General features: G+C 57.0%; 15 protein-coding genes. 8 read left to right on the top strand and 7 right to left on the bottom strand.

Annotated features, from left to right (window positions below; all coding sequences use genetic code 11):
• The 3 genes from cyoE to coxB form a co-directional block, all read right to left on the bottom strand.
• A complete protein-coding gene (gene cyoE / locus HF931_RS11755) occupies window positions 1–954 on the bottom strand; it encodes a heme o synthase (RefSeq protein WP_035553696.1) in 954 nt (317 codons plus the stop codon).
• A gap of 101 nt (window positions 955–1,055) precedes the next feature.
• Window positions 1,056–2,720 carry a cytochrome c oxidase subunit I gene (gene ctaD, locus HF931_RS11750; RefSeq protein WP_206741201.1) on the bottom strand — a complete coding sequence of 555 codons (1,665 nt, stop codon included), beginning with the start codon at window positions 2,718–2,720 and terminating at the stop codon, window positions 1,056–1,058.
• A gap of 20 nt (window positions 2,721–2,740) precedes the next feature.
• Window positions 2,741–3,739, bottom strand: a complete 999-nt coding sequence (gene coxB / locus HF931_RS11745; RefSeq protein ID WP_035553700.1) for a cytochrome c oxidase subunit II — start codon at window positions 3,737–3,739, stop codon at window positions 2,741–2,743.
• Window positions 3,740–3,904: 165 nt separating this feature from the next.
• Here coxB and HF931_RS11740 point away from each other — a divergent pair, with 165 nt between their 5' ends.
• The 3 genes from HF931_RS11740 (at window position 3,905) to HF931_RS11730 (ending at window position 6,466) form a co-directional block, all read left to right on the top strand.
• Window positions 3,905–4,459, top strand: coding sequence for a tetratricopeptide repeat protein (locus HF931_RS11740; protein WP_051602787.1), 555 nt, complete (start codon window positions 3,905–3,907; stop codon window positions 4,457–4,459).
• A 52-nt stretch (window positions 4,460–4,511) separates the two neighbouring features.
• Window positions 4,512–5,915, top strand: a complete 1,404-nt coding sequence (gene tldD / locus HF931_RS11735) for a metalloprotease TldD (protein WP_035553703.1) — start codon at window positions 4,512–4,514, stop codon at window positions 5,913–5,915.
• Between the two features lie 110 nt (window positions 5,916–6,025).
• Window positions 6,026–6,466 (top strand): rhodanese-like domain-containing protein, encoded by a 441-nt coding sequence (locus HF931_RS11730; protein WP_035553705.1) that lies wholly within the window; start codon window positions 6,026–6,028, stop codon window positions 6,464–6,466.
• A gap of 70 nt (window positions 6,467–6,536) precedes the next feature.
• On the opposite strand, the gene HF931_RS11725 is transcribed toward HF931_RS11730, so the two are convergent.
• On the bottom strand, window positions 6,537–8,336 hold the full coding sequence (locus tag HF931_RS11725) for a peptide MFS transporter (RefSeq protein ID WP_273240235.1): 1,800 nt from the start codon (window positions 8,334–8,336) through the stop codon (window positions 6,537–6,539).
• 111 nt (window positions 8,337–8,447) lie between these two features.
• Entirely contained in the window at window positions 8,448–9,827 is a 1,380-nt protein-coding gene (locus HF931_RS11720) for a glutamate--cysteine ligase (RefSeq protein WP_051602788.1), read from the bottom strand.
• A 108-nt stretch (window positions 9,828–9,935) separates the two neighbouring features.
• Between HF931_RS11720 and HF931_RS11715 the strand changes: the two genes are divergently transcribed.
• On the top strand, window positions 9,936–10,568 hold the full coding sequence (locus HF931_RS11715; protein WP_051602789.1) for a DUF6891 domain-containing protein: 633 nt from the start codon (window positions 9,936–9,938) through the stop codon (window positions 10,566–10,568).
• On the opposite strand, the gene HF931_RS11710 is transcribed toward HF931_RS11715, so the two are convergent.
• The gene (locus HF931_RS11710) at window positions 10,565–11,335 is read right to left on the bottom strand and encodes a 16S rRNA (uracil(1498)-N(3))-methyltransferase (protein ID WP_035553707.1); all 771 of its coding nucleotides are present in this window, start codon (window positions 11,333–11,335) and stop codon (window positions 10,565–10,567) included. The two genes, HF931_RS11715 and HF931_RS11710, sit on opposite strands and share 4 nt — an antisense overlap.
• Window positions 11,336–11,382: 47 nt before the next feature.
• Between HF931_RS11710 and HF931_RS11705 the strand changes: the two genes are divergently transcribed.
• The 4 genes from HF931_RS11705 to HF931_RS11690 all read left to right on the top strand — a co-directional run bounded on the left by HF931_RS11705 (window position 11,383) and on the right by HF931_RS11690 (window position 16,277).
• Window positions 11,383–12,756 (top strand): NAD-dependent succinate-semialdehyde dehydrogenase, encoded by a 1,374-nt coding sequence (locus HF931_RS11705; RefSeq protein ID WP_035553709.1) that lies wholly within the window; start codon window positions 11,383–11,385, stop codon window positions 12,754–12,756.
• Between the two features lie 99 nt (window positions 12,757–12,855).
• Window positions 12,856–13,989 carry a 4-hydroxybenzoate octaprenyltransferase gene (gene ubiA / locus HF931_RS11700; RefSeq protein WP_051602790.1) on the top strand — a complete coding sequence of 378 codons (1,134 nt, stop codon included), beginning with the start codon at window positions 12,856–12,858 and terminating at the stop codon, window positions 13,987–13,989.
• Between the two features lie 112 nt (window positions 13,990–14,101).
• The gene (locus tag HF931_RS11695; RefSeq protein WP_273240232.1) at window positions 14,102–15,565 is read left to right on the top strand and encodes a pyridoxal phosphate-dependent decarboxylase family protein; all 1,464 of its coding nucleotides are present in this window, start codon (window positions 14,102–14,104) and stop codon (window positions 15,563–15,565) included.
• 43 nt (window positions 15,566–15,608) lie between these two features.
• The gene (locus tag HF931_RS11690; RefSeq protein ID WP_035553711.1) at window positions 15,609–16,277 is read left to right on the top strand and encodes a DsbA family oxidoreductase; all 669 of its coding nucleotides are present in this window, start codon (window positions 15,609–15,611) and stop codon (window positions 16,275–16,277) included.
• Between the two features lie 24 nt (window positions 16,278–16,301).
• Here HF931_RS11690 and HF931_RS11685 read toward each other — a convergent pair whose 3' ends face one another.
• Window positions 16,302–17,090 carry a hypothetical protein gene (locus HF931_RS11685; protein ID WP_035553715.1) on the bottom strand — a complete coding sequence of 263 codons (789 nt, stop codon included), beginning with the start codon at window positions 17,088–17,090 and terminating at the stop codon, window positions 16,302–16,304.
• Window positions 17,091–17,137 lie beyond the last annotated feature (47 nt).

The raw sequence follows: 17,137 nt of genomic DNA, 5'->3' as shown, positions 1-17,137 counted from the left end.
TCAGACGCCTCCAATCACGAAATGAAGGCCTGCCGCGTGCTCAAGAATGAGAGCAGCGAAAACCAGGAACAGATAGAGGATGGAGAAAAAGAACATTCCTCGTGCAAGCTTCATATCTGCTCCGCTAGCTTCGGCATCGCCAGCGTTCGACCGCCAGACGCGAACAGCATAGCCAAGGAATACAAGCCCGAGCGCCAACGCTGTCGCGCCATATATCCAGCCGCCCAAACCAGTGAGCACAGGCAACAAGGCCAATGGGACCAGCAGGATTGTGTAGAACAGGATCTGGTTACGCGTCACCTTCGCCCCGTGTGTTACCGGCAGCATGGGCACGCCTGCCTTCTCATATTCGCCATGCGCCAAGAGGCTAAGCGCCCAGAAATGTGGTGGGGTCCAGAAGAAGATGATGGCGAAAAGAATCCACGCATCAACCGGCGTGTTGCCCGTTACAGCGGCCCAACCGATCACCGGCGGGAACGCCCCTGCGCCGCCACCGATCACGATGTTCTGCGGCGTCGAGCGCTTCAGCCACATCGTATAGATCACGCCATAATAGAAAATCGAAAACGCAAGCAGCGCGGCAGCGAGCCAATTCGACGCCAGCCACATCAGCATGACAGATACACCGCTCATGATGAGGCCCATCGCGAGAGCCTCCTCTTTCGGCACGGCGCCGGAAGGAATTGGGCGCGTGGAAGTCCGGCTCATGATCTGGTCGATGTCTGCGTCATACCACATATTGATCGCGCCGGCCGCGCCCGAACCGAGCGCGATGGCCAACGTGGCAATGGCCGCCATGATCGGGTTGATCGAGACACCAGTCACGCCGACAGCCGCCACGAGACCCGCGATGGCTGTGAATACAACCAGCATCATGATGCGCGGCTTAAGAAGCTGCACATAGTCGCCCGCTGTCGCGTAACGTTTCTCTGATGTCGCACTCATGTCGGTCATTGTCTCGATCTGGTCCTCTTAAGCGAAACGGCCCAAGCGCATGTCGCGCCGGGCCGCCTCGGTTTCAGACTGTCTGGAAGGCCGAGCCCTTCCCTTGCCTGTTAGTGGCCGCCTTTGTTGGTAACGTGCGGCAGTTCGTTGAACTGGTGGAATGGTGGTGGCGATGGAAGCGTCCATTCCAGCGTCGTCGCACCTTCGCCCCACGGATTGGCTGCACCCTTGCGGCGGCGGATCATAGCTTCGACCAGACCAATGAAGAAGACGGTCGTGGCAACCAGCGTGATCGCGTAGCCGATGGATGACCACATATGCCAGGTGGCGAAGCCATCTGCGTAGTCAATGTAGCGACGCGGCATGCCTTGCAGGCCCAGGAAGTGCTGAGGGAAGAACAGGACGTTCGACCCGATGAACATCAGCCAGAAATGAAGACCACCGATGAAGCCGTTGTACTTGATGCCGAACATCTTCTCGAACCAGTAGTACCAGCCGGCGAAGAGGCCAAACACAGCACCGAGCGACAGCACATAGTGGAAGTGCGCCACAACATAGTATGTGTCGTGCAGGGCGTGGTCGATACCGGCGTTCGCCAGAACGACACCCGTCACACCGCCAACGGTGAACAGGAAGATGAAACCAATCGCCCAGAGCATCGGAACCTTGAATTCAATCGAGCCGCCCCACATGGTCGCGATCCAGGAGAAGATCTTGATGCCGGTCGGCACCGCGATCACCATCGTCGCCGCGACGAAGTAAGCCTTCAGGTCAACATCCATACCGACCGTGTACATGTGGTGAGCCCACACAACGAAGCCGATGACACCGATGGAGACCATGGCGTAGGCCATTCCAAGGTAGCCGAAAATCGGCTTTTTCGAGAAGGTCGACACGATGTGACTGATGATGCCGAATGCCGGCAGGATCATGATGTACACTTCAGGGTGACCGAAGAACCAGAACAGGTGCTGGAACATGATCGGGTCGCCACCGCCACCCGGCACGAAGAATTGCGAGCCGAAGTTACGGTCAGTCAGCAGCATGGTCAGCGCAGCAGCCAGAACCGGCAGCGAGAGCAGCAACAGGACAGCCGTGATCAGAACGCCCCATGCGAACAGCGGCATCTTGTGCAGCGTCATGCCTGGAGCGCGCATGTTCAGAATGGTCACGATGAAGTTGATGGCACCCAGAATGGACGCGATACCAGCTGTGTGCAGCGACAGGATGAGAACGTCCATCGCGGGGCCAGCGTGCCCGGTTGTCGAAGAAAGCGGCGGGTAGAGAACCCAACCACCGCCGAAGCCATTACCCGGCCCGCCTGGCACAACCATGGAAATACAAGCCAGAACAAACGCTGCGACGGTGAGCCAGAGCGAAATATTGTTCATGCGCGGGAAGGCCATGTCCGGCGCGCCGATCATGAGCGGCACAAACCAGTTGCCGAAACCGCCGATCAGCGCTGGCATGACCATGAAGAAGATCATGATCAGGCCGTGATAGGTAATCACGGTATTGTAGAAATGCTTGGCGTTCTGGATTGCAACATCGCCTTCACCGGCGACAAATTGCGTCAGGACGCTAACGCCCGGCTCAGCGAGCTCCCAGCGGATCAAGCCGGAAAGCGTGTACCCGATAATACCGGCAATCAGGGCGAAGATCAGGTACAGCGTACCGATGTCTTTGTGGTTCGTCGAAAACAGCCAGCGCGTGAAAAAGCCCGGCTTGTGATCGTGCGCGTCATGATGGTCGATGGCGACTTCATCCATTGGCATGGCGATTCACTCTCTCTTGTCTATTGCTGGGCGGCGAACTGGGTCGCCTGCTCGTTGGATGCAAACACATCTACAGAAGCATAGGCCGCCTCGTAGTCTCCGGCGAGCATTTGCTCAGCCCATGCGTCAAACTGTTCCTGGCTGACCACGCGAACCTCGATCGGCATGTAGGCGTGGTTGACGCCACACAGCTCAGAACACTGGCCGTAATAAATGCCCGGCTGCTCCACCAGGAACCAACCCTCATTCAGGCGTCCCGGCACAGCATCGGTTTTGACGCCGAAAGCTGGAACGGTCCACGAATGGATCACGTCAGCGGCTGCCGTGTAGTAACGGATGTAACGGTTTTGAGGGACAACCATGGGATAGTCGACGGCGAGGTTACGCGGCTTGGACGCATAATCAGAACGACCGGTTGCATCCGCATAATTGGCACCATCCGTCGAAACACCGACGTGCACCGGGTTCGAAACGAATTCGAGGGGGTAGCCTGAATCGTCCACCAGATCTGGATAGGTGTAGGTCCAGTTCCACTGGTTGCCCTGCGCCTTGACGTTCACGAACCCCTTTTCAGCAGCTTCCGGGAAGTAATCCTTCGTGAAGCGCTCATGCTGGCTGTCTTTTCCATCCGCCAACAGCTTCTCAGACTTGTCAGTAATTTGCTGCAGGTTTGGAACAACGTCCTGATAGTAGAGGTTCGGGAAGGACTGGCTGGCAATTGCCACCAGGATCAGCGCCGGAACGACGGTCCAGATAACTTCGATCAGCGTGTTATGGCTGAACTTCTTGGGCACCGGATTGGCCTTGCGATTGTGGCGAACAATGATCCACAGCAGCAGCCCGAGGACGAGCAGCGTGATCAACACAATGATCACGAGCACGAAGTCATGGAAGGTGTGAATGCGCTCCGCAATGCGGGTCGCGGCCGGCTGGAAGCCCAGCGCACCGTCGGTCGGTTCGAAAGCCAGTGCTGGTCCGGCCATAATGGCGGCGCACATGGCGGCAATAAGGTGTCGCACGAAGTTATCCTCGTCTCATTGGAATCTCTGCTCCTCTATCTACAATACGTACTAGCCGCAACCTACCACTTTACGCGCTCAATATTGTCGCAGGTTGTCGCCGCCAGACGGCATCTGTGGTACTTTTGGCCACACGCCCGGACATTGAAGAGAAAGGTCGACCAGATGAGAAACGCCATATGTGCTGCAGCCCTCCTTCTTGGATTCGGAGCCAGCCCTGCCCTTGCTCAGGTCGTTGTTCTGGGCGGCGGAATTGCCAAGGATTGTTATGAAGCCGCAAAATTCGAGACGGTTTCACCGCGGGAAGGTGCAGAAACCTGCACACGCGCCATCGAACACGAGGCCATGACCCCCAGCAATCGCGCTGCAACCTATACGAATCGCGGCGTACTGCACATGCGGGCGGGCCTCTATCAGAAAGCCCTGTCCGACTACGAGAAAGCCAAGAAGATACGCCCCGAAACAGGAGAAACCTACCTGAATGAAGGCGCAGCATTTATCTTCCTTGAAGACTATTCAAGCGCGCTTGCTTCGCTGGACAAGGCCATCGCACTCAATTCGAGTGACTTGTATGCCGCCTATTACAATCGCGCGCTGGCAAAGGAAAAGCTGGCGGATATCGAAGGCGCTTATTTCGACTTCAAGACCGCCTTGGAACTGAAGCCGGATTGGGAGCTGGCGCAATGGCAGCTTTCGCGGTTCGAAGTCACAACCAACTGATTTCTGCGCCTGCGCCCTTGCGGGTCGGCAGGGTGTCGCGCATCTATTCTGGATGACACAGACCTCCCTTCCCTTCGACCTGACCAAAGCATCCGAAATCCTGTCCAACGCCGCCAAGGGCGCGGATGACGGCGACCTCTTCGTAGAACGCTCGCGCTCGGAGAGCTTTGTGTTTGACGATGGACGTTTGAAATCGGCAGCATTCGACACCGATCAGGGATTTGGCCTGCGGGTTGTCGCCGGTGAAACAACTGGCTCCGGCTATGCATCCGAACTTTCGCTTGAAGCCATTCAGAGAGCGGCGGAAACAGCTGCTCAAGCAAAGCGCGGCTATTCAGGCCATCTCGCAACGGGGCCGACCCCAACCAATCGTCGCCTGTATGAGCCAATTGATCCTACGTCTGCGCCCGATTTCACCATGAAAACCGGGCTGCTGGCCGAGATCGACGCCTGGGCGCGCGCCTTCGACCCCCGCGTGGTGCAGGTTTCCGTATCGCTGGCTGGCAGCCACAAGGAAGTGGATATCGTCCGGCCGGACGGCGCGGTCTTTTCGGAGGTTCGTCCTCTTGTACGCTTGAACGTTTCCGTCACGCTCGAAGAGAATGGTCGGCGCGAATCGGCTGGTGCTGGCGCAGGCGGGCGCGCTGCCTATGAAGACTGGATCCAACCGGATCGCTGGCAAGCGATGGTGAAGCGCGCCGTGAAGAAGGCTTCGGTAAATCTTCAGTCCATCCCCACCCCAGCCGGCCAGATGGAAGTCGTCCTCGGGCCGGGCTGGCCTGCCGTTCTACTGCACGAGGCGGTCGGGCATGGACTTGAAGGCGACTTCAACCGCAAGGGCACAAGTGTTTATGCTGGCCGAATCGGAGAACAGGTCGCCGCGAAAGGCGTGACCGTCATAGACGATGGCAGCATCGAGCGTCGCCGCGGCTCGCTCTCCTTCGACGACGAAGGCACGCCGACGCAGCGTACCGTGCTGATCGAAGACGGCATTTTGAAAGGCTACATGCAGGACCGCATGAACGCACGCTTGATGGGCCAGGCCCCGACCGGCAATGGCCGCCGGGAAAGCTATGAAGCGGCCACAATGCCCCGGATGACCAACACGGTCATGCTGGGCGGCGACAAGGATCCCGACGAAATCGTTGGATCGATCAAGCGTGGCCTGTGGGCCGTTGATTTCGGTGGCGGCCAGGTCGACATCACGTCTGGCAATTTCGTGTTCCAGTGCACCGAGGCCTATCTGGTGGAAAACGGCAAAGTCGTTGCTCCCGTGAAGAACGCCACCCTGATCGGCCACGGCCCTACCGTGCTGCAGGATGTGACCATGATCGGAAACGACTTCGCGATGGATGACGGTGTAGGTGTGTGCGGCAAGGCCGGTCAATCTGTGCCGGTGGGCGTTGGCCAGCCAACTCTCAAAGTTGGTGCGCTGACTGTAGGCGGCGCTGGCTAAATTTGCTGTCACCTTGGGGAACCAGGGTTGCGGCGGACCACTCACTTTGACACTTTGTTGCCGCAATTGGTCATCGACTCGTTGCGGCTTTATTCAAGTTGAGTGTTCTCATGGTCCGTTTTCTATCGCCCCTCATCGCTGCAACGGCGATTGTCGTCAGCGCTGTCTTACCTGCATCAGCGGACATCCAGACCTTGTCTGCCGACTCTGCGCACACACTGGTCCAACGCGGCGAATTGATCCTGCTGGATGTGCGTACCCCCTCCGAATGGGCCATGACCGGAATGCCGCGTGACAGTGTCGGAGCGAATTTGCAGGACGTTGATTTTCTTGCTCAGGCCCGCGGCGCGGTCTTGGGCGATCTTGAATATCCAATCGCAGTGATCTGCCGTGCGGGGAATCGCTCCACCGAAGCAGCAGCGCGCCTCGAGGCTGCAGGCTTCGCCGAAATTTATGAGATCGCTGAGGGCATGGTTGGTTTGGAAGGCGTTGGCGACGGCTGGATAAAGCGCGGTTTGCCAACCGACCAGTTTCTGCCACCGGACTATTGAGCGCACACATCCAGACTCAAAAAAGCGGCCCCCCAGGAGCCGCCTTTCTTAGTTTCGATTTGATCAGAGATCAGAACATCTCGTCTGACACCATCGAGGATTCCGGCGGCAGCTCATCGCTTCCCTTCATCCAGTGCTTGATGATTGGTGAGATGATCAGCATCAGGACGCCGATACCCATGGCGACGTAGCCAACATTTGAATACACGCTGACATAGGTGGCTTTCGCAGCTGCAACGTCCGTGATCTGACCACCGATTGTTTCCGCACCGGTTGTGCGCGCGATCACGCCTGCCAGATAGTTGGACAGTCCGGAATAGAGGAACCAAGCGCCCATTGTCATCCCAACCACGCGGGCCGGGGCAAGCTTGGTCACCGCCGACAGGCCGACTGGCGACACCATCAGTTCGCCCATCGTGTGCACCCAGTAGATCAGGAAGATGAAGCCAACCGCTGTCATGCCCGCGCCGGACATGCCAATGCCCCCCACAAGCGATAGGAAGCCAAGCCCTGCCAGGAAGACGCCGATGGCGAACTTCACAGGCGTCGATGGTTCCATTTTCCGCTTGGACAGGGCAATCCACATCCAGGCAAAGATCGGGGCGAATATGACAATGTAGCCCGCATTCAAGAACTGGAAGACCGGCGTCGGCACGTTCATACCGAACATTTCCTTGTCGACCAGACGGTCTGTGAACAGGGTCAGCGACGAGCCAGCCTGTTCGAACAGCGCCCAGAACGGGATTTGCGCGAGCACGAAATAGATCGCTGCGAACATCCGATTGCGCTCTGTTCCCTGAAGTTTGACAAAGGCATATCCGACAAGGCCGATAAAGATGGCGATGCCGAGGGACCCGACGAACCAGTCTGGAATGACTTCCGCGTTCATCACGAGCAACATGGCCACAGCGATGACAAGCGCGCCAGCCAGATAGCAGGCCATTTCAACATTGATTGGGCCGAGGAAGGATTTCTTCAGCGTTTCCGGATTTGGCGGCTCAGCCTTTCCTTCCAGGAATTTCTGTCCCCACAGGAACACCGCAAGGCCCGCAAACATGCCGATGCCTGCCAGGCCAAACCCGTATTTCCAACCCCATACGATACCGATGATACCGCAGGTCAGCGAGGACAAGAGCGAGCCAAGATTGATGCCCATATAGAACAAGCTGAAGCCTGAATCCCGGCGAGGGTCGTCAAACTCATAGATCGCGCCGACAATGGTCGAGATGTTGGCCTTCAGATAACCAACACCAGCAATGATGAAGGCGAGCGAGAGGAACAGGATGTTGGTATAGAGCTCCTGCTGTTCCACGCGGGTGGTGTATTCACCTTTGGCGAACTCCTGATAGACGGGCGCAGTTGGCTCGTCTGCATCGTCCGCGCTCTCGAGGATCTGGAGATCACCTGAGCCTTGCTCGAACACGACGCGTCGGGTTTCGCCGTCCAGGTCGACGAAGAGCTGGCGATTGTCACCGCGACCTTCATGCAGGATTTCGATCTCGGTCCCATTTGAGACGACATATTCTTTCGAGCCGGAGCCCTCAAAGGCCATACCGAAATGGCCGAGGCAGAGCAGGATCGCCCCGAAAGTGACGGCCTTGCGCTGGCCCAGATACCGGTCGGCCAGCGTGCCGCCGATAATGGTCATGACGTAAACAAGCGCCGTGTAGGCGCCGTACATGATGGATGATTTCTCGTCAGAGAACAGGAAATGCTGGGTCAGATAAAGCACCAGCAGGCCGCGCATCCCGTAATAGGAAAAGCGCTCCCACATCTCTGTAAAGAACAGGATGGCCAGTCCCTTTGGATGACCAAAAAATGAGGTATCGCGAGGCTTGCCCGCTTCACCCGTCGCAGTGATGTCCGTCACGCGTTCAACTCCCCGGAAATTCTTACGAACCGGTACTTTGATCACGCAAACGCAATTGTCTCAAGGCAGCTTGTGCCAAATCCAACGCCGGACAAAGGGCGTTTCTTGCCCCTAATAGGCCTGATCAGCAAAAATGTGACTTAGATCGCGCTGCCACTCACCATGATACTTCTCAAGAAGCCGCTCGGCCGGGGTGAACCCGGATCGTGCGATTTGGTCAAGTTCAGACAAATAGCCCGTTTCGTCATCACCAGATACTGACAGGTTCGCCCGGCGCTTCAGGCCCGCGCGCGCAATATCCAATACGTCGACGGCAAGATCCTGCATGGACCGGCCACCCGGCACGGGTGTTTTGAGGCCCAGCGTACGGACGCCTTGGCGCATCACCTCCCGCTCAGCCGCTGTCCAATCCTTCACCAGATCCCAGCACGCTTCGAGACTGTCTGAACAATACAGCAACCCGGTCCAGAACGCGGAGAATGCACACAAATGGCTCCACGGCCCGCCATCGGAGCCACGCATTTCCAGAAATTGCTTCAGTCGGACTTCCGGAAAAATCGTCGACAGATGGTCGGCGAAATCGTCCATGGCCGGTTTCTCGCCCGGCAGAATTGGCAGTTTGCCGTCAAGGAAGTCTCGGAACGACAGGCCGCTGGCGTCGAGATATTTCCCGCCGCGACGCACGAAGTACATCGGCACGTCCAGCGCGTAATCAACATAGCGCTCAAAACCAAAGCCATCCTCGAACACAAAGGGCAACATGCCCGTCCGGTCAGGGTCCGTATCGGTCCAAATTTGCGAGCGATAGGACAGGAACCCGTTCGGGCGCCCGTCAATAAAGGGCGAATTGGCAAACAGCGCCGTGCCCAGCGGCTGCAGCGCCAGCGACACGCGAAACTTCTTCACCATGTCGGCTTCGGATTCGAAATCGAGATTGGATTGGACAGTACAGGTTCTGAACATCATCTGACGGCCCAGTCGCCCCACCTTGTCCATATACTCCATCATGATCTTGTAGCGACCCTTGGGCATGATCGGCGTCTCCGCCATGCTCCAGATCGGGCTGGCACCCAGCCCCATGAAGGCCACCCCCAGCGGATCGGCAATTTCCTGCACTTCGCGCAAATGGCTGCCAACTTCATTGCACGTTTCATGCATCGTGCGAAGCGGCGCGCCGGACAGTTCAAACTGGCCGCCCGGCTCTAATGAGACGCTGGCACCATCCTTTTTCAGGCCGATCAGCTTTCCACTTTCGGAAATTGGCTCCCAACTGAACTTGTCGCGCAAGCCTTCCAAAATCGACAGCACCGACGCTTCACCCTCATAAGGCAGCGAGCGCAATCCATCGCGAATGAAGCCAAATTTTTCGTGTTCAGTCCCGACACGCCATTCCGAACGAGGCTTGTTGCCAGCCTCGAAATATTCGATCAGCTCTGACTTATCCGAGATACGGCGGGAGTTTTCGTCGATATCCGACGTCGGCGTGGTCACTTTGGAGGCCTCCCCTCAATCTCTTGATCTGTGTGCACATAGGGATGTTTCTCTGAAGCGCCAACCGGGTTATTCTCACAAGTTCGTTTATTACTGCAGGTGAAAGCAATGACGCGATTTACGACAGCAGAGCGCGACGACCTCAAAGTCTGGGCGCGAATTCATGTGCGTGGAGGCTATGAGCCGATCGACGAAATTGAAGATATCCTGCTCGACCTGACAGAAGAATTCGACTCGAGAATTTCAGAGCGTGATCGCCAGTCCGAAATCCGGTCTGCGGTGATTCAGGAAATCGAGGCCCTTCGCAGCGAACAGGCTGAGTGGTCAGTCCTCACGGACTTCGACAGGCTCGAACTGGCTTTCGACATGCTGGAAGACAAGGACATTGTCGCGCGCCAGAACTTCACGTGTTGCGGCTCATGTGGCGCAACCGAAATCGGGATCGAGATCGAAGAGTTCGAAGCGTATGGCCGACCGGCACGGGGCTATGTGTTCTTTCACCAGCAAGACACCGAAAGCGCTATCGAAACCGGTCATCTCTATTTGAGCTATGGCGCGTCGCGCAACACCGCCGATGGTGTGATCCTTGAAGTTGGTCAGGAGATTGTGGACACGCTCAAATCCGTTGGCCTGAAAGTTCACTGGGACGGAAAGCTGGAGCACCGGATTGGCGTATCGCTGGACTGGCAGCGCCGGTGGGAAGGGCCTGTCCCTCAGCCGCTGAAACGCTGGCCTTTCTAGATCCAGTCCCCACACACCGCTTGCCAAAGGCTCAGTGCGGCAACGACGGCCGTTTCAGCTCGCAAGATTCGCGGTCCCAGACTGATCGGCACTGTACCTGCGCGAGAACGAAGGAATTGTCGTTCATCCGGACTGAAGCCGCCTTCCGGGCCGATGAGAATGGCCGCGTCACGAGCCTTGAGATCGCCAAGTGCTGCGAGCGCGGCGCGGGCCCGACCCTGTTCTCCGCCCCAAGGCTTTGAATCGTCCTCACCGGCTTCATCACAGAAGATCAAGACGGTCTCATCAGGCAGGGCGGACAATGCGGCATCGAGAGAGACCAGATCCGAAATCTCAGGCAGATCAAGCCGCTCAGTCTGTTCCGCCGCTTCCAGCGCAATCTTGTTGAACCGGTCCAGTCGCACTGTTCGGGTTTGAGTGAACTGCGTTATGACGGGCCGAATTCGTCGAACCCCCAACTCTGTCGCCTTTTCAACAATAAAGTCCGTTTCCGACTTCTTCACGGGCGCAAACATCAAAGTGAGTTCGGGACAATCGGTTGTTTGCTGGGCGCGGATTTGCTCGGTCGGCACAATGATCGCAGTCTTGCCGTCAGGCTCCGCAAGCTCGCACACCCACTCCCCGTCGGTCCCATTAAAGACACGCACGCGATCACCTATCGATAAACGCATAACTCTAATGATATATCTTGAGGCCTCAACGTCCAATCGAACAGGTACAGACATGGACAAAGCTGATGGTACGAACAGTCGCGGGATGGAACTCATTCGGGTGATATACCTTTCAGCAAAAGTGAAATCAGCAAGAGGTGAACATGACTGACCAAACAATCAAATCCGTAAATCCGGCGAATGGCACAGTCATTGAGGAATTTACACCCCACACCCCCGCAGAAGTGACAGCGATCATCAACCAGTCGGAAGCCTGCTTTACCGACTGGCGCAAGACCAGCTTCGAGCATCGCGCAAAACTCCTGATGAAGGCGGCGGATGTGCTCGAAGCCAATGCTGATCGTTATGCTGCGGACATGACCGCTGAAATGGGCAAGCCGCTCACCCAGGCAAAAGCTGAAGTCAATAAATGCGCGTGGGTCTGCCGCCATTATGCCGAACAGGCCGAAGGCTACCTTGCCGACGAGATCATGGAGAGCAATGGCAGCAAGGCCTATGTTCGCCATCTCCCACTGGGCGTGCTGCTTGCCGTCATGCCTTGGAATTATCCCTTCTGGCAGGTTTTTCGCTTTGCAGCGCCAATCCTGATGGCTGGGAATACGGGCCTGTTGAAGCACGCCTCAAATGTGTTCCGGTCCGCGCTGAATATCGAAGAAGTCTTCACTGAAGCGGGCTTCCCGGAAGGTGCGTTCAAGACTCTGCTGATTGGTTCAAAACACGTCGAGAGCGTTATCAAGGATGAGCGCGTCAGAGCCGTTTCACTGACTGGTTCTGGGCCGGCTGGCGGCGCTGTTGCTGCCACGGCTGGCTCCCAGATCAAGCCATCCCTTCTGGAACTCGGCGGATCCGACGCCTTTATCGTGATGCCATCCGCCGATCTTGAGAAAGCCCTAGACACCGCACTGACAGCTCGCACCCAGAATAATGGTCAGTCCTGTATCGCTGCCAAACGATTCTTTGTTCACGCAGACGTCTACGACGCATTCAAGGCTGGCTTCGAGGCCCGCTTCAAATCGCTGAAGGTTGGCGACCCTATGGACGAGACCACCAATATCGGACCGATCGCAACCGCATCCATTCGCGACGAACTCGTGGAGCAAGTCGAGAAATCGGTTGCAGCTGGCGCGTCGGTCTTCAAACCGGGTAATACGCTGCCGGACGAGGGTAACTGGTTTGATCCCTGCATCGTCAGTGGTGCGCCAAAAGGAAGCCCTTCGGCAGACGAGGAAATGTTCGGACCCGTGGCAAACCTGTGGAAAATCGAAAGCCTCGACGAAGCGATTGCCCGCGCAAATGATTCGGTCTTCGGCCTCGGTTCTGTGATCTTCACTCAAGACCAGTCAGAAATGGACCAGGCCATCAACGAGCTAGAAGCCGGAGCAACCTTCGTGAATGCCATGGTTGCGTCTGATCCGCGCCTGCCGTTCGGCGGAATCAAGCAGTCCGGCTATGGTCGCGAGCTGGCAGCCGATGGGATCAAGGCCTTCGTTAACCGTAAAACCGTATATTTCGCCTAGCGTTTTCAGGCATCCGCACACGCTGCGTTTACCGACAGAGTTCACCCAATAGGTGTGCGCGGCTGTTGGAAACGCAGAAATTCGGTATAAGCCCCGGCGATGAACGACGCGCGCAAGATACCGGCTGACAGCGCCCTGCCCGGCTGGCTGGCAAGCCTGCCTGAGGCATGGCGCCCCTATGCCATGCTCGCCCGCTGGGATCGGCCCGTTGGTATCTGGCTGCTCTACATACCCTGCCTCATCGGTCTGTCTTTTCAGAGGCTGATCACCGGCGTCTACGTGTTCGATCTGGTTTGGGCCGCACTTTTCCTGCTCGGCGCGGTAGCCATGCGCGGAGCTGGATGCACCTGGAACGACATTACGGACCGCGATATCGACGCAAGCGTCAGTCGCACGGCATTAAGGCCGCTGCCGTCCGGCGCCGTCACACTGAAGCAGGCTTACATATTTCTGGCGGCGCAGTTGCTGATCGGCCTGCTAGTTTGGCTCTTCCTGCCGCTGGACGCGAAGCTGGTTGCGCTATTGTCGATCCCACTCGTGGGCGCCTATCCTTTCATGAAGCGCGTGACTTGGTGGCCTCAAGCCTGGCTTGGCATGACGTTCAATTGGGGCGCGCTGGTTGGCGCCGCCGTCGCTTCCACAATCAGCCTTCCCGTCCTGATCCTGTATGCGGGCCTGATCCTGTGGACAATCGCCTACGACACGATCTACGCCCTTCAGGATCGTGAGGACGACGCATTGATAGGGGTGCGGTCCACGGCACGCTTGTTCGGTCAACGCGCCGTGCTGATCAGCTTCTGTTTTCATCTGGGGGCTGCGGCCCTGATCGCTCTGGCTGCCGCGCTCAACGAAGCCGGGCGCATCGGGGCGGTAACGGCCTTGGTCTTCCTGGGTCATGGCGCTTGGCAATCCGCGCGCATCAAATCGAGCCGCGAACGCGATGCGCTGCCAGTCTTCAAATCGAATGTGTGGGCAGGCGCAGTCGTTGCATTTGGATTTGCGCTGTCCGCCATGGCTCCGGAACCGAAGCAAACATCTCTCTTTGCCGATCATGAAATCGTACCGGAAGGCCCTCCTTCCACCATGAGCTTGCCTTTCGGGTTTGAGGTGAAACGCGCTCGTCCCTCCCCGGCCGACCCCGGCGAGACATGGTTTGCCAGCGAGGCCTTGCGAACCTTGAGGCATGAGGGTGTGATCGGCCCCGACACCGATGCCCACCCTGCCATTCGCTGAATTGGAACAACCTCATCGCAGGAATGTTCATGACGCAGGCAGGGTGCGACCCATGCGCTCGCCCACGCCCGAATCCGTTGTCTCCACACAAAAAAGGCTGGATCGGTAAAACATGGCCAATCCCGACATACCGAACGTGCCCGATACAGAAAGCCTCGATCCAGAGGATTGGGAAGATTTCCGCATGCGTCTGCATCGCATGATAGACATTGCGGTCGACCAGATGGAGCGGTCGCATGAAGGACGGGTCTGGACGCCATTTCCAGACGAGATCAAATCCCTTTTTGATCTGTCCCAGACAGGCCAGTCTTCCGAACAAGTCGATACAACGCTCCAAAAGCTGTTGCCTTACGGTGTGGGAAACACACACCCCCGCTTCTTCGGCTGGGTTCACGGGTCAGGCACACCGTCAAACCTCGTGGCAGAAATCGCCGCAGCGACAATGAATGCCAATACCGGTGGACGAAACCATGCCGCGATCGAAGTTGAGCGGCTGGTGATCGAATGGTGCAAGGGGCTTTTCTCATTTCCTGATGAGGCGAGCGGGCTGGTCATGTCCGGCACATCCATGGCGACGATCGTGGCGATCAAGGCAGCCCGCGATGCGCGCCTTGACTTCAAAAGCCGCCAGGAAGGCCTCGGAGGCCACAAACTCGTAGGATATACCTCGACCGAGGCGCATGCCTGCATTGCCCGCGCATTCGACATGGTCGGCCTCGGCACAGACGCCCTGCGGCGGATCCCCGTAACGGCTGACCACCAAATCGATATCGAACTACTGAAGAAGCAAATCCATAATGACCGCGAGGGCGGATTTGAACCGTTTCTGATCGCCGGGACGTGTGGATCTGTAAATGCTGGCACGATTGACGACCTCATGGCTCTGTCAGACATATCTGAGACAGAGCAGCTCTGGTTCCACATTGATGGTGCCTTTGGTGCGCTTGGAATGCTGAGCGACAGATTGCGACACCGCCTCGCCGGTCTGGAACGCGCAGACTCTATCGCCTTCGACTTCCATAAATGGCTTCATGTCAATTACGATGCTGGCTGCATCCTGATCCGCTCAGGGGACACACACCTGAAATCCTTTTCCGACAGGCCAGATTACCTCAAATCCGCGGAGCATGGCCTCGCCGCTGGTGGAACCTGGCCGGTCGAACTGGGGCCCGAGCTATCACGCGGCTTTCGTGCCTTGAAAGTCTGGGCCCAGATCGCGGAGCATGGTGAAGAGAAACTGGGCCGGATGATCTCGCGGAACTGCGAACAAGCCGCGTACCTTGGGGAGCTCGTTGAAGCGGCAAGCGATCTGGAGCTGCTTCTACCAGTCTCCATGCAGATCTGCTGCTTCCGCTACGTTCCGGCGTCAGCGAGTGACGTGGACCTGAACTCCCTCAACGAAGACATCGTTATTCAGCTTCAAATGTCCGGCATCGCGGCACCATCCACCACACGGATTGACGGCAAGACAGCCATTCGCGTGAACATTACAAATCACCGAACGGCACAATCGGACCTGGACGTGTTGGTCGGGGAAGTTCGCAGGATTGGCGCAGACCTCACCCAATCTCACTGACGGTTTATTTGCGTCCCGACGCAACCGCACCTAGGTAAAGGGCATGACACTCGTAATCGAAATGGTATCGGACCTGGTTTGCCCGTGGTGTTGGCTCGGCAAACGCAGGATGGATGAAGCAATCAAACTGGTCCCGGAACTGGATGTGGAGTTGATATTCCGCCCGTTCGAGCTGGACCCGACGATCCCGGCTGCTGGCGTCGACTACAAGGCGCACATGAAAGAGAAGTTCGGCTCTGATGCGGGCAAGGATCGCGCCAATACCATGCGTCAGGCGCTGATCGATTACGGCCACGCGGAGGGCATCCCGTACAATTTCGACAAGATCACCCGCCGCCCGAACAGCTTCAACGCACACCGGCTGGTTCGCTGGGCGCAAGGCCAGCAGAAAGGTGCCCTCGCAAAGGAAGCCTTGTTCAAGGCCTATTTCTCCGACGGCCGCGACATCGGTGAAACTGATGTGCTGGTCGACATCGCCCGGGAGATCGATCTGGATTCGAGCATTGTTGCCGAGCTTCTTCCGACCGACGCCGACGTAGACAATGTCCGGCAGGAAGAAGCTCTGTTCCAGCAAATGGGCATCAGCGGTGTTCCAACCTATATCGCCAATCGCCGCGTCGCCGTTCAGGGCGCTGAGACCGCTGAAAAGCTGGCCCGCTTCCTGAAGGACGCAGCCGCCCGCCTTCCAGAAGAGCGTCCTGCGGGAAGTTAGGTACAAATCCTCTGAATGACCGATCTAGGATTTGTACCCTAGCAACTCACGCAATCCAGGTACGGCAACTTCGACGAGCCTTCTTTGCATTTCAGGCAACTGCGAGGGCAATCGGTTGTTGTTGACAACAAGATTTTCACGAGCAGTACCGCTTTGCTTCTTATCGCTTCCGATCAGGATGCGCTGCTTCCAATCGTCAGGAACCGCAATGCCGCACGTTTCGAGCAGCGCCCCGAAATAGTCACGAGCCCGCTTCGAATCTATGTCCCTGAGGTTCTCAACAATGTCTTCGTACCGGTACAGATGAACACCAGTGCCCAACCATGCTGTAGCGTTGAACGTATAAATGTCATTCATTGGAGGCGCTTTGCCATGAATGCCGAATATCATCATATTCAACAACGATTCAGGAGAAAACGCTTCACTTTTGAGATGGTCCAGCGAGGCTTCAAAATTCTCAGATATAAAGAACCGCGCTCGCGCCAACACCCAAGTATAGGGATCGCGGACTAGGAGAATGTGCCGCGTCAATCGCGTCGCGAACATGGACTCGTCCGAGAAAAGCAGATGCCCCCAGCTGAGAAATGGTTGGGCAGGATCAAAGGCCCGAGCATGATTGTGCATAATCGGGATCTGAATGAAAGTATCGTGGTATTGCTGCTCATTGGCTACAAACATACGCATGATGTTGCGCATCAAATGCGTTCCACTTTTCGGCACCGAGTTTAAGAAGACGGGCGCAGTGAGCGGCTGATGAGAAAACTCTAAGTTTCGCTCATCCAGATTGTCTTTCTGCATCGTTATCTGCGGCAAACCGATTTCTCCTTCTGGTACCCGGACACTTTAATCTATGGAACAAA

Source organism: Hyphomonas atlantica corrig. (assembly GCF_017795365.1).
Classification (GTDB): domain Bacteria; phylum Pseudomonadota; class Alphaproteobacteria; order Caulobacterales; family Hyphomonadaceae; genus Hyphomonas; species Hyphomonas atlantica.
Note: the sequence above shows the minus strand (reverse complement) of the source record. Positions and strands in the feature narration are given on the sequence as shown.

What these genes read in the sequence shown, in the direction of transcription:
- cyoE (WP_035553696.1), bottom strand. Translation starts at nt 954, where the DNA reads ATGACCGACATGAGTGCGACATCAGAGAAACGTTACGCGACAGCGGGC.
- ctaD (WP_206741201.1), bottom strand. Translation starts at nt 2,720, where the DNA reads ATGCCAATGGATGAAGTCGCCATCGACCATCATGACGCGCACGATCAC.
- HF931_RS11740 (WP_051602787.1), top strand. Translation starts at nt 3,905, where the DNA reads ATGAGAAACGCCATATGTGCTGCAGCCCTCCTTCTTGGATTCGGAGCC.
- tldD (WP_035553703.1), top strand. Translation starts at nt 4,512, where the DNA reads ATGACACAGACCTCCCTTCCCTTCGACCTGACCAAAGCATCCGAAATC.
- HF931_RS11730 (WP_035553705.1), top strand. Translation starts at nt 6,026, where the DNA reads ATGGTCCGTTTTCTATCGCCCCTCATCGCTGCAACGGCGATTGTCGTC.
- HF931_RS11715 (WP_051602789.1), top strand. Translation starts at nt 9,936, where the DNA reads ATGACGCGATTTACGACAGCAGAGCGCGACGACCTCAAAGTCTGGGCG.
- HF931_RS11710 (WP_035553707.1), bottom strand. Translation starts at nt 11,335, where the DNA reads ATGAGTTCCATCCCGCGACTGTTCGTACCATCAGCTTTGTCCATGTCT.
- HF931_RS11705 (WP_035553709.1), top strand. Translation starts at nt 11,383, where the DNA reads ATGACTGACCAAACAATCAAATCCGTAAATCCGGCGAATGGCACAGTC.
- ubiA (WP_051602790.1), top strand. Translation starts at nt 12,856, where the DNA reads ATGAACGACGCGCGCAAGATACCGGCTGACAGCGCCCTGCCCGGCTGG.
- HF931_RS11695 (WP_273240232.1), top strand. Translation starts at nt 14,102, where the DNA reads ATGGCCAATCCCGACATACCGAACGTGCCCGATACAGAAAGCCTCGAT.
- HF931_RS11690 (WP_035553711.1), top strand. Translation starts at nt 15,609, where the DNA reads ATGACACTCGTAATCGAAATGGTATCGGACCTGGTTTGCCCGTGGTGT.